Origin of the sequence: Hyalangium ruber, from assembly GCF_034259325.1 — a bacterium.
Classification (GTDB): domain Bacteria; phylum Myxococcota; class Myxococcia; order Myxococcales; family Myxococcaceae; genus Hyalangium_A; species Hyalangium_A rubrum.
On record NZ_JAXIVS010000008.1, the window covers coordinates 308,925 to 320,991 of the forward strand.

The 12,067-nt window shown below is 64.5% G+C and carries 9 protein-coding genes; 1 reads left to right on the forward strand and 8 read right to left on the reverse strand.

What is annotated here, in order from left to right; genetic code table 11:
- Positions 1–35: 35 nt before the first annotated feature.
- The gene (locus SYV04_RS24245; protein WP_321548246.1) at positions 36–1,559 is read right to left on the reverse strand and encodes a carotenoid oxygenase family protein; all 1,524 of its coding nucleotides are present in this window, start codon (positions 1,557–1,559) and stop codon (positions 36–38) included.
- 183 nt (positions 1,560–1,742) lie between these two features.
- On the opposite strand from SYV04_RS24245, the gene SYV04_RS24250 reads away from it, so the two are divergent.
- Positions 1,743–2,207 (forward strand): hypothetical protein, encoded by a 465-nt coding sequence (locus SYV04_RS24250; protein ID WP_321548247.1) that lies wholly within the window; start codon positions 1,743–1,745, stop codon positions 2,205–2,207.
- A 22-nt stretch (positions 2,208–2,229) separates the two neighbouring features.
- Here the strand turns inward: SYV04_RS24250 and SYV04_RS24255 are convergent, their stop codons facing one another.
- The 7 genes from SYV04_RS24255 to SYV04_RS24285 form a co-directional block, all read right to left on the reverse strand.
- Complete coding sequence (locus SYV04_RS24255; RefSeq protein ID WP_321548248.1) at positions 2,230–3,093, reverse strand: alpha/beta fold hydrolase; 864 nt, start codon at positions 3,091–3,093, stop codon at positions 2,230–2,232.
- Between the two features lie 91 nt (positions 3,094–3,184).
- Positions 3,185–3,634 (reverse strand): dirigent protein, encoded by a 450-nt coding sequence (locus SYV04_RS24260; RefSeq protein ID WP_321548249.1) that lies wholly within the window; start codon positions 3,632–3,634, stop codon positions 3,185–3,187.
- Positions 3,635–3,804: 170 nt separating this feature from the next.
- Positions 3,805–4,512, reverse strand: a complete 708-nt coding sequence (locus SYV04_RS24265) for a proline and serine-rich protein 1 family protein (RefSeq protein ID WP_321548250.1) — start codon at positions 4,510–4,512, stop codon at positions 3,805–3,807.
- A gap of 84 nt (positions 4,513–4,596) precedes the next feature.
- The gene (locus SYV04_RS24270) at positions 4,597–6,678 is read right to left on the reverse strand and encodes an ATP-binding protein (protein ID WP_321548251.1); all 2,082 of its coding nucleotides are present in this window, start codon (positions 6,676–6,678) and stop codon (positions 4,597–4,599) included.
- A gap of 134 nt (positions 6,679–6,812) precedes the next feature.
- Positions 6,813–7,487: a hypothetical protein gene (locus SYV04_RS24275; protein ID WP_321548252.1), complete on the reverse strand. Its 675-nt coding sequence runs from the start codon at positions 7,485–7,487 to the stop codon at positions 6,813–6,815.
- Positions 7,488–7,602: 115 nt separating this feature from the next.
- The gene (locus SYV04_RS24280) at positions 7,603–10,050 is read right to left on the reverse strand and encodes a phospholipase C/P1 nuclease family protein (RefSeq protein ID WP_321548253.1); all 2,448 of its coding nucleotides are present in this window, start codon (positions 10,048–10,050) and stop codon (positions 7,603–7,605) included.
- A gap of 22 nt (positions 10,051–10,072) precedes the next feature.
- Positions 10,073–11,998: a choice-of-anchor A family protein gene (locus SYV04_RS24285; protein WP_321548254.1), complete on the reverse strand. Its 1,926-nt coding sequence runs from the start codon at positions 11,996–11,998 to the stop codon at positions 10,073–10,075.
- Between the last annotated feature and the right edge of the window lie 69 nt (positions 11,999–12,067).

The window sequence follows — 12,067 nt, forward strand, 5'->3', positions numbered from 1 at the left end:
GATCGTGGGAGATTACGAATAGAAGCGATCGAGGGTCAGTGCCCAGGCCTGCTCGCTGGGGCAGGCACGAACGTGCCGTGAAATTCGAGGGGGATGTGATGGGGCAGGTGGGCGCGCCCCAGTTCACGGAAGCTGGCGGCGTCCAACACCAGCAAGAAGGAGCGAGCTCTCGCTGTGTCCAACACCACCGAGAGGATGACCCCTTCATCCTCTCGGGTTGCGCCAGGAGCGGCCACGAAGATGGGCTCATTGGGGTAGGTGTTCGGCTCGAACCAGACCCGAGAAGTGCGACGCTCGACGTCTGCTTTGACCAACTGCCCGACCAGGTTGTGCCATCGGGTGTTGTGGCTCACGCCATATGCGTAGCGGTAGTGCCGCCCATTGTGGGCCCCGGCATTGACGGTGACCATCTCCACCCGGTGCTCGGAGAGCAGCTCGTACGAGAGCGCGCCGCCGGAGCGGGTGGACAGCGGCAGGCAATAGCGATGGTACTCCGAGAGCGGATGCTCTTCGCTGCGAGTCGCCGCCCGCAACGGCTTCAAGTAGGACTTCCTCATCAACTCCGGCTCGTCCGTGGCGGCAATGTCCACGATGATGTCGCCAGCTTGCTCATAGGCATTGATGTGGTGGAAGGCGAAGAAGGCCTCGCTTTCGTAGTGGGCCACCTGCGCTCCAGTATGCTTGTGGATGACTCGAAACTGGGTACCTCGCTCTGGTTTCCAGCGCAGGCAATCCTTGGGAGCTTTGCCACTGAGCAGGGCGGTCATCGGATTGAAGACCAGAGGAAACTCGGTCAAGACGATGTAGTTTTCGGTGATGGCGAAGCTGTGCATGTACGCTGGCTCGCTGACAGGGATCGTCGCCACCAGGGTACGGCGGGTGCTGCGCTCGTGAACTTTGTAGAGGTTGTAGCTGTGAGTGAGGCCAAAGCGCGTCAGGTAGTTGTAATAGTACCCAGTCTTGATGTCGTACTGCGGATGTCCGCAGGACAGATGTCCAAAGAGATCATCATCGTAATGGAATGCACCCTCGGTCCTCAGGCTCTCACCATCAAAGAGGGTTGGCACGGGTTGCTCGGTCAGTGCCATGACCTTGCCCGCCAGTTGGACCACGTTGACATTGGTATTGAAGGTTCGATTGTCTCTTCGGCCCAGCAGGTCAAGGGTGGCATTGAAGACGCGGCTGGCCAGGGTGCTCGGCTGGGTTGCCTCGAAGCCTGCGCTGAGCTGGCCAGTCCTCAGCATGTCTTCGTAAGGAGTGGTTCGTAAAAAGCGGTTACGGTAGGAGACCTTGCCGTGATCGAACGTGTAGCGATGCACCATGGCCAGACCATCGAACCAGTGACGATAGCTGGCGTCTCCGTGCTCGAATTTTGCTGGGCCATTGCGGTACAGGCTGCCGCTCAGCCAGTCCGGGAGATGGCCCTCCGTCGGCAAGCGAGCGATATCGGTCTCGGTGTTGAGGCTGGTGAAGGCCAGGGAAACGCTTGTCGTGGTCTTCCCCTCCTCGACACGGGGCATGACATCCGGGTGGAGTTTCTCAGAGGTGGCGGTGCTCACTGGGGCCTCTCTCCTGGTAGGCGGGGCGTACAGCGGAGAGTGCCCCCCAGCGGCTGAAGTGAGCCGTGCGAATGACCAGGCGGCCGAAGGCTCGTGTGCCGCTAGCCGCGCTCTCTCCTCGTTCCCCTGTGAAGGGAGCAGCCGCCCACGCTGAGTGTTATCACCTCGTCAGGAGGTACGCGCATGCACGAGCGAGGCGAGGTTCCCCTGTTCCGGCTTCCGGTGCCGAGCGGCCCGCCGCGCGGCACGCTGGATGCCTGGCAGCGGCGCGACATGCTGATCGCGCTGACGCACCCAGGCTGTGACATCTGCCAGGCGCTCCACCGAGCGCTCCAGGCGAAGGCTGCCGAGTGGCGAAAGGAAGAGATCGACACCTTCACCGTGGTGCCCAAGCTCCGCTCGGGAGAGTCGCTGCCTCCAGGGGCACTGGAGGACGCGGAGGGGAGGGTGTCCCAGGAGCTGGCGCGCGCCTTTGGAGGGCCCTCGGGCGGAGCACGCCTGGCGGTGGCCAACCGCTTCGCCAGGCTCTACGCGGTGGTGGACATCCACAGCGGGCCAACAGAGGCCGTGCTCCGCGAGGCGCTGGAGTGGATGGAGCTCGCTCAGCTTCAGTGCGGCGAGTGCTTCGCGCCTCTTGCTTGGGACTGACTCGAAGGCCTCGGTCTCCGGTTCAACGGTGGCCCACGGTCTCGATGTGGCTCAGGAGCGCCGACGCGAGTGGGGGCACGACGGCACGTGGAATCGCGTGCCCCATCCCGTCGATCGTCACCAGGGTCGAGCGCGGCAGGGTCTCCGCCAGGAATCGCGAGTTGGACTCGGGATTGGTGGGATCCTCCGGGGTGGCGATGACGAGCGTGGGCACGGTGACATGCGCGAGCTCCGCCCCACGAGCCAGTCCGGAGGGGTCGGCCCGCGCATGGGCATCCGAGGTGTCGTGGCGGCCGGCGTGGGCGATGATGCGCCGCTCCAGCGCACGGAACTCCTCGGCATCGAAGGGAATCGCCTTGCCGTTGAGCCTGCGCCAGTGCTCGACCCGCCAGTCGATCTGCGCCTCGCGGTCACGCGGCTCGAACATGTGGCGCCAGAACTCGTACAGACCGGGGTCTATGGGGGCTCGCGCCGACACGTTGGCGCGGGCGGGCGCGCCTTCGAGGGCGGGCGCCCCGATGACCGTCGCGCTGAGCAGCCGCTCGGGATGCGCGACCAGGAGCCACTGCACCAGAAAGCCTCCCAACGAAAGGCCCACGACGTGCGCGCGCTCGATGCCGAGTGCATCGAGGATGGCCAGTGCGTCCTCGGCCATTCGGGTCGCGGAGTAGGGGACCCTGTCGAAAGCCCAGGTAGACGCTCCGGTGTCCCGGTGGTCATAGCGGATGACCCGGTGCTTCCGGGCCAGGAGTTCCACGAGCTCATCGGGCCAGACCCGTCCCGAGACGGTGGAGCCCATGATGAGCAGAACGGCGGGGGCATCCTCCGGCCCCCGTGATTCGACCCAGAGCGAGACGCTCTGGGCGACCTCCACGAAGCGTTCCATGGTCCCAGCTTCGCAGGACGGTACCCCGTTCAGTCCAGGAGGTTCGTCAGGCCCGCGTACATATTGGGACCGGGGATGCCATCCAGCGGGATCAGCGGTTGGGCTTCATCAGCGTGAGCACCTGGGTGAAGGTGCGGTCCCCATTGGGCGTGGTGGCCAGCATCCCGGTCACTCCCAGATAGGCGCCCGTGCCACCAACGACCGGAATCAGGGAGGTGCCCGTTTCGGCCTCGCGCCCCGCGACGGTGATGGTGCCGTCGGCCATGGTGAGCGTCCACTGACACTCGCTGAACTGACCGGGGAGCGTTCGGACGCAGTATCCGCTGTTCGAGCCGATGTTCTCCTTCTCGGCGTTCAACAGCGGCTGATCAAACACGAACATGTCGCCCGGCGAGTCCCCCGGCGCGCCCAGGTCCACGGGGGAGGCAATGCCACTGCGAGCATCCGCGAGGGTGTTCAACGTCCAGGACTCCTCCGCGTGAGCGGACTCACAGCCCAGCATCGGCAGGGTCAGGGCAGCCATCAGCATGGCCTTGTACATGGTGTTTCTCTTTTCTGGGATTGCTCGTCATTGAGCGGGGGGCGGCCGCGTAGCATGGCGCTCACGCAGGGTCCAGCGAGCGCTCGGATGGCTCCGCGCTCCCTCTCAGGAGCCAAAAAAATGCCCCCTCCTGCGCCCGAAGGCACAGGAGGGGGCGGGACAGCGGAGCTTCATCGCCCTTCGATGATCCTCTTCAGCTCTTCCTTGTCGCTGGAGAACTGGAAGGCGCTGTAGAGCTGGTAGGCGTTATCGCGGTCCAACACGCGCGGCCAGAGCACCCGCGCCACCTGCAGCTTGTCCTGCAAGAAGGTGAACTTCTGGATCATCTTCAGCACCTGCGGCACCAGGAAGTACTGCTGACTGGCCCCTGACTCGAGCACGCGCAGCTTGCCGTCACTGAAGGACTCCCGATTCATGGCCCGCGAGAGCGCGTCCAGCTGAGTCTCGGAGATGGGCTGCACCGCGGGCGCCGGCGGCGGGGGCGGCGGCTGGGGACGCGGCTGGTAGCGGCGCACGTCCGGAGCGTTGTTCACCGCGGCCCGCATCGTGTCCAGCTCGTCTCCCAGGTTCGTCAGCACCCGGCGCCCCTGGCGGTCGGACCGCTCCATCGCCCGATCCAGCAGCTCCTCCATCTTGGCCAGTCGCTCCAGCAGCCGCTCGCGCTCCACCACCACCAGCGTGCCCTCACGCCGGAACGAGTCCGGAGGGGAGTTGTCGTAGCCAGGGCCGGGGTAGCCAGGGGTGCTGGGAGCAGGCTGGGTGATGGGACCGGTCGGCTGGCCCGGGGGAGGCGAGCGCTTGAGATCCTGAGACTGTGCGGACTGCGCACCCGCGGCGGCCGACATCAGCACTGCAACAGCGACGACGAAAGCCCTCATGGCTATTTCCTTGGTGGGGTATACGCCCCTAGTGACGCACGAGGGCTCCCGGCATTCAATCGTCTCGCAGCGGCGAGCGTGGCGTCAGCTGCCCCCGACTTCCACGGGAAGGCGCAGCGTGAACCGCGCCCCGCCGCCGAGCTCACTCTCCACGTCGAGCGTCCCGCCGTGGCGCTCGGCAATCTGACGGCTGATGTGCAAGCCGAGGCCGAGCCCGGTGATGCTCCGGCTGGCCACGGCCCGCTCGAAGCGCTGGAAGATGCGCTGCAGATCTCGTGGCGCAATCCCAGGGCCCTGGTCGCTGACCGAAAGCTCCACCTGGTCTCCGCGCCGGCCCACGTCGATGCGCACGGGCTTCCCCTCGCCGTACTTCAGGGCGTTGGCGAGGAGGTTGTCGAGCACCTGCGCCAGCCGGGCCCGGTCCCCGTGGACCCGTGCATCTTCGGAGACCTCCACCGTGAGGGCGACACCTGCTGACTGGAAGACCTCGCTCGCCTGATGCACCGTCTCGGTCACCAGCTCCCGGACCGACAGGGGCGCCATGTCCATGCTCAGCATCCCGGTGGCAATCCGTGACACATCGAGCATGTCGTCGATGAGCCGCTCCACGCGCCGCAGCTGGCGAGCGGCCACCCCGAGGCGGGTGTTCAACGCCTCGGCGGGGAGCCCGGCCGAGACCGGCTTCTGCAACGAGCGGGATGCCAGCTCGATCTGAAGCTTCAGCGAGGTGAGAGGCGTCTTGAGCTCGTGGGAGCAGATGCTGAGGAACTCGTCGCGAGCGGAGATCGCCTCGGTGGCTCGTTCATAGAGCCGCGAGTTCTCCACTGCCTGCGCGGCCTTCCCGGCGAGCTGCTTCGCGTAGGAGAAGTCCCGCTCCGTGTAGCTGCGCCGGGATGCGGCGAGGAGCAGGGACAGCACCCCGAGCACCCTGCCGCGCGCCACGAGCGGCACGCAGATCATCGAGTGCACCTCCGCCTCGAGGATGACCTGGGCGTGCTCGTCGCCGAGGGCCAGCTGTCCGATCTTCTCGCGCTCGAGGACCGGGATGAGCAGGGGCCTCGCCTCGAAGAGCGCCCGGGCAGGAGGGTTCTCCGGTCGGTCCCTGCTGATGGCGAAGCGGGAGACCTTCGCCTTGACGGGCTCGTGTCGCGGGTCCGCGATGACGACCTCTGCACGGCGGACCGAGCCGTCGTCCTCGAGCAGGTCGATGAGGCACCAGTCTCCGAGCGTGGGCACCGCGAGCCGTGCCAGCGCGGAGAGCGTCTCGCGAGGGTCCAGCGACGAGGCCAGGACATCTCCTGCGTTGGAGATGAACCGGCGCATCTCCTCCTCTCGCCGCTGCTCACGGATGTCGCGCACGATGGCGACGTACCCGAAGACCTCTCCGTCGGCCGAGCGCGCCACCGAGGACAGGGTACTCGTGAGGATGCGCTCACCGCTGCGGTGGCGGTAGCTCACCTCGCGAGCCTCCGCTCCGGGCGCGTGCTTCGGCTCCGTCCCCTCGGCCTCGAGAATGGCCGCGGGTTGTCCGATGAGTTCATCCGGCGCATAGCCGAAGAGCGCGTTCGCCGCCGGGTTCACGAGCACGATGATGTGCTCGGGCGAGGTCATGATCACCGGCTCCGGGAGGTGTTGGTAGACAGCCTCGAACTCCGCGCTCTTGCGGAGGATGAGCTCCTGCGCCTCTCGCCGCTCGGTGACGTCCTCGTGGATGAGGACCAGTTGCCGGACCTCGCCGGCCGCGTCCTTCACGGGGTAGAGGTTCCCCTCGACCCACCGCGCACGGCCTGCGAGCTGGGGCTCGGCCGCGTCGTAGCGGATGGCCGGGATGCGGCTGTTCTCGCCTCGTAGGGCCCGGTGGAAGTACGGGAGGATGCCTTGCTTCTCGAGCTGGGGGTCCGTCAGGACGTTGTAGTCGCGGAGGATGAAGTTCTCGACCACGTCCGGCGGGATGCGCCAGAGCGCGCGCCATGCCGCGTTGACCTGCAGCGTCCGGCCCGAGACGTCGATCAGCTGGATGCTCAGCGGCGCGTTCTCGAAGAGGGTGCGCAGGCGCTCCTGCGTCTCGGCGAGCAGCTCCCCCTGGCTTTTGACCTTCGCTTCGAGCAACGCGTTGAGCTGCTCGAGCTGAAGGACCGTCCGGCCGTGGCCGGCGTCGTCATGCATGGAGTCAGTTTCGTCTGTTGTGACTCCCGACGCATAGCTCAGCTAGGGGGTAGGGCCAAGAACGCGCTGATGACGGAGCTGACGCTGGCCGGGGGGCCACCATGAAGGTGGCGCCCCGGCCGTTCACCTGAGCCCTACCAGTAGTTCCAGGTGTACCAGTTCGAGACGCTCCAGTACCGCTCATCGCCCGTGTTGCCGACCCAGGTCACGCTGCCACGGTCGACGAAGCCGGGGACCGCGGTCCACTCCCCACACTCGCTGGCTTCGGCGGCGGAGGCCTGGGAGCGGCAGTCACCGCTGGAGATGGTCACCCACTCCGGGTAGCCCTCGCCATTGGTGATCTGCTTCTCGATCGTGTACCCGATGTTGTAGTGATTGGCCCACACCGAGACGTTGTATTGCGCGTAGCTGTTGATCGTCACGCTCTGCAGCGTGCTGTTCACGAGCCCATCACCGGTCTGGCAGTTCTTGGTGAAGTTCTCGAAGGCCACGAGCCCCTCGGTGGGATAGACGGCGATCCCGCGGCCCAGCCACCGGAAATTGCTCAGGCCCGAAACGCACGTGAGGGCCTGGTCCGGCCCGCGCACGCTGAACGCGAAGTGGTGCGGCACGGGATTGGTCTTGCCCGAGTTGCTCGTATTCAGGAGGAATGAGAGCCCCTGATACTGGGTCGAGGCCGTCGGCGCCGTCGACACTCGGAACGCGAAGTTCTTGCCGGGCCCGGGCGTGGCACTGAAGGACGCGTGATACTCGGCGAAAGCCGGGGCACTCCCCAGCAAGATGGCTGCGATGAGAAAGCTGTTCCGCATTTGCTGCTGATCTCCTCTTGAGACTCCGTTGGAAGTATTTCCCCCCCACAACAAGGAGGGAGGAGCACTGCGTCTGAGCTATGCAAAGGTTTTCATCCTGGGTCTCTGACCAAGCTCACCTGCCTGGAGGAGCGCCCGCTGCAGGTGCGCTCACCTGCCTAGTCGGTGTTGCTTCCAGATGGCTCATGCGCGTGCGCTCTGAACCCGCGAATCGAGCGTAGGAAGCAGGCTGCCAGGGTACTGTGGAAGGAGCCGCCGGCGCGAAGTACTCGCCCGTAGGGATCACTCCCCCCCTGCGCTCCAAGTGACCGAAAAAGTCCGGCGTCACGCTCTCGGCAAGCAGTCCCTCGCCCAGCCATCTGCTCCCCACGGCTTCGCCTGTGGACATGGGGACCATTGTGGCTTGGAGCGGTTGAGTCGCATCTGGCATCAGGCTCGGCTTGAGAAAGAGCGTGTCGCTGTCATACGGAGGCACGAGGTAGCGGAGGAAGAACGCCGCGTGTGCCTGAAGCAGCTCATTCCGGCCCAACCACAAGAGGGAGAAGTCATAGCGCCTCCGCTCCCAATCGAGTCGCCAGATCCTGGGGGTTACACTGTCACTGTAGACATTGTTGAGCCCGGTGCCCGTGACATGGAGGTGGATGTTGCCGGAAGAGCCCAGCAAGAGCGCGATCCGCGCAAACCGCCCCTCAGGAAGGGCCGGAACGTGGCCGATCAGGCCCCCATCGAGATAGATATCCACATGGATGTCGCCGCCCTCGATATTCACGTCGGGAGGAGAGGCATAGTTGCCGTCCTGGTTCAGATCCACGACCGAATACGGCGGTTCAGCAATTCGGGCTCTGATGTCTCTCCAGTAGTGGATCGTCCCTCGATTGAAGCGATCCGGGATCACGAAGACATCCGTGGCGTTGGAGATGGCTGAGAAGGTGGGCTCGGAGATGTCCTCTGTACCGACCGCAATCGAGTCGACCTCCGCGCCCACCCTGCCTCGATAGATGACCTGCAGATACACATCCGTCGCATTGAAGGGAATAGGCTCGAGAAAAGTGAAGGTTACCTCCCTCTCCTGGCCGCTCCCAAGAGTGAGCGACTGCTCCTGAGACTTGGTGATGAACACCTCGTTGGTGACGAAGGATTCGCCCTCATCGCACCTGGGAAAGACCATCCCGCCAGAAGGGGATACCGAGAACTCCCCTGACAGGTCTGGCTCGTAGCACTCGTTGCGGCGGAACTTCACCACGGCCCCGACCGTTCCACCATTCAGTCCCTCGAGAGGCGTGACGTTCCGGATCTTCGCTCGCATCTTGGAGAAGCCTTCGCCAGCGGTTTGATCTGCGTAGGCGTAGGCGCCCAGCTCGGGTGGCTCGATCTCCAGCTTGCCCCGAAAGAAGTAGTTGATGAAGCCCGCCGAATAGCTCACGGTCCTGGGAATGAGCACCCGATGGGCCTCATCCATGTTGAAGCGGTTGAGTGAGAAGAGGCGAGTGACCGTGTATTGGATATCTTCATCCCACCTGTCATAGATCACCTCCAGGCCCCTGTTGCGCAGGTCTTGATCATAGATAGAGAGGGTCGAGGCCTTCTCGACGGCCAGCGTGGGTCCCACGGAGGGATACATCGTCATGATGCAGGCAGCCCCCTGCCCACTGCACAGGGAGGCCATGTGTGGCGGGACCGACGCAGGAGCGCCGTACAGATCCTCGAGCGTGTAATCCCTGGGAGTTCCCGGAACCGGTTGCGAGTACATCGGCGTGACGACCTGGTCACGCCAGAGCGCGAAGTTGGTGCCTTGGCTGATGAAGTTTCGGTTGGTGAACTCCGCCATACCCACGTGGGCGTCGTTCACCCAGAAGTGGAACGGGTGCCTGAGTTCAGGAGCACCTGGAAAAGCGGCTTGGACCTGCCCAGAAGCCGCGAGTTCCAGCACACGTCCGCGCGATTCCATTGTGTAACGTTCATACAAACTGGGGTTGTAGTAGGGCCACAGGTACCACTTATCGACATGTTGGTCGTTTCTCACGTGCTGCGGTTGGGCCATGTCTTGAATGTGGTGGATGACCTGGCCCAGTCTCCGAAAGGTATCGGCCCAATACTGATCGCGCCGCGCTTGGGGACCCGGCTCGGTCAGCGCCTGATACATGGACCTCCGCGCGTCACTGAGAGAAAAGTCCTGCTCTGGGATTTCCTCTCCCTCAAATGGAAAACCCTCGAGTGCCCAGGCTGGAGAAGCCTTTCCCAAGGCCACTCCAGAGACAGTCAGGGGGCGGCCATGGACAGGATCGTAGAAGTGATTCGCGACGCGAGGTTCCGGGTCGTCCTCGAGGCGAACACCCTTCGCAATCAAATAACTGGGGGCACCACGGCCAAGGTAGAACGGAAACTGGGGGTTCCCGACCCACGAATCAAGCCCCAAGTCTTTCATGAGTCCGGCGCCGGGGCTGGCCACCGACTTATCCACGGCAGCCCTCGTCAGATCGGGATGGGTAATGATATTATCATAGGCTCCTGATGGCGAAGCGAACGAGAGGGCGAGGAGCACTAGGAAGATTTTCTTGTCCATTTTGCAGGTCCTCGTGATGGCTTTACATCTCATCGACACGCCAAATCCCATCCGGGCATTGAAGGAAATAGATCAGATGGATCCGTTGGAGGCCGTTGTCTGACCGTCTCACGGCATACTCTCCGATCGAGGGGGAGAGGCTCGCTCTGGCCAGCGGTGAATATGAGGCGACGATCTCGGGCATGAATGGCAGGAGCGCATCGAATACAGGCCCGTATTTCTCCCGAGCCCTGGGGTTCAGGTACTTCATCGCTCGGGCCTTGTCTCCCGCTGCCAGCGCTTCGTTCATGCCATTCCAGATGGCACCGAAGAGTTGATCCATCTGGTTCGCCTCGCGCGCTTCAATCACCAGGGCTTGGCTGAAGGTGGCTCCCGTGTGGTCCGTCACCACGACGATGGGGGTGAACACCCCCACGGGGTAGGTGGCGGAGAGCACCGATGAGCCATTCGCGGGCAGAGAGAATGGTCCAGCCCCTTCGAGGGTAAAGCTTGCGGGCTGCGCGGTGAGGTTGGTGATGGTGAAGGTAACCAGCAGGGGCGCGAGCCCCACTGCCGGCTCGGCGGTGACAGTGAAGGGGAGAGCCTGTCCGGTTGCGACCACCGTGACGCTCTCCGTCAAGGTGGTCCCCTCGACAGTGGTTAGCGTGGCGCTCAGCGTGTTGCCACCCGCGGCCAGTGGCACGCTGGCATGGAAGTTGGCATTGGCATCCACGGCGGCCAAGACACCATTGACCGTCACTCCCGAGTGGGGAGGACGATTCGTGATATGGCCCGTGACCAGCACCCGGTCCCCCTGGATGCTCGAGCCGTTGAACGGGTGGGTGATCACGAGCACTGGGCCCTGAACGGTCACCACCACCACCGCCGAGGTGACCGAGGCTCCCTGGTCGTCGGTCGCCTTCGCGGCCAGGCGGTGAGTCCCCGCAGGCACCTCGGTGAGCGTGATGGCGTAGGGAGCAGAGAGCGAGGTTCCCACCAGCACGTCATTGTGGAAGAACTCCACATTGCTGAGGGTGCCGTCGCTGTCGGAAGCCTCGGCGACGACGTGAATCGTCGCGGGAGCCGTGAACGATGCGCTGCTCGAAGGACTGGTAATGGAGACGGAGGGAGGGCTGTTTGAGGGCCCGGTCGTCGTGCAGATCTCTCGTTCGGCCAGCGGATGGAGGTAGCCTGCGGCATTGCCTGTCAGCGCCCGGGCGTAGATGCCACCCTCGAAGCTGCCCGTGCTGAAGTGAAGTTCGGCGCCGGGGGCCAGCACCGTGCCCCGAAAACCGAAACCCTGGGCCTGGATGGCCGTGGCCTCCACGAAGTTGTAGAGCACTGCCTGCGCGGCGATGCCGCCACCAAACTGGATGTCAAAGCCACGGAACGAAGCCGTTGCGCCGAGAATGTTGACCACCACGAAGGAGCCAGCCGGTGCGTCGATGGACCACAGCACGGCGCCGTTGAAGGCACTGGCGTTCACCTGGAAGACGTTCAGCTCGGGGTCCGTTCCTCTCATCATGAGGCCGCCCCAGGGCTCGCGCGTCGTCGTGCCGTTGAACCCCAGGCCCGCCAGCGCGGAGGAGAGGCCGTGCAGTTCGGCCCCTCGGGCAGCGAAGTCGATGGGCGTGCCCATCGACGGGAGTCCTCGACTGAAGGTCACGGAGGAGTCGGCGGAATAGGTTCCCCCGTACCACGCATCACCGTGGACCCCTCCGTTGGAGAGGCTCAGATCGCCGCCCGCCACCAGGGTCTGGGCAGTGGTGCCGTCCGGCAGCCCCGCCCCGATCGCGAAGCCGTTCAGGGTGATGGCGCCGCCGGCCGCGACCTTGCCTTGCACCGAGGTTCCCTGGTTGTAGTCCTCGAGCAGGAAGAGGTTGTAGTCGCCCAGCTGAACCTCGATGCAGGCCTGCATTGCTTGGCCGAAGCCGCCGGTGGACTGTGCAGAGCTGGAGGAGCCCTTCAAGCGACTCGGTTCGCGGGCTGTCTCCTGGCCGGAGCCCAGCCCTCGCGACGCGGTCGCCTCGAGAATTCG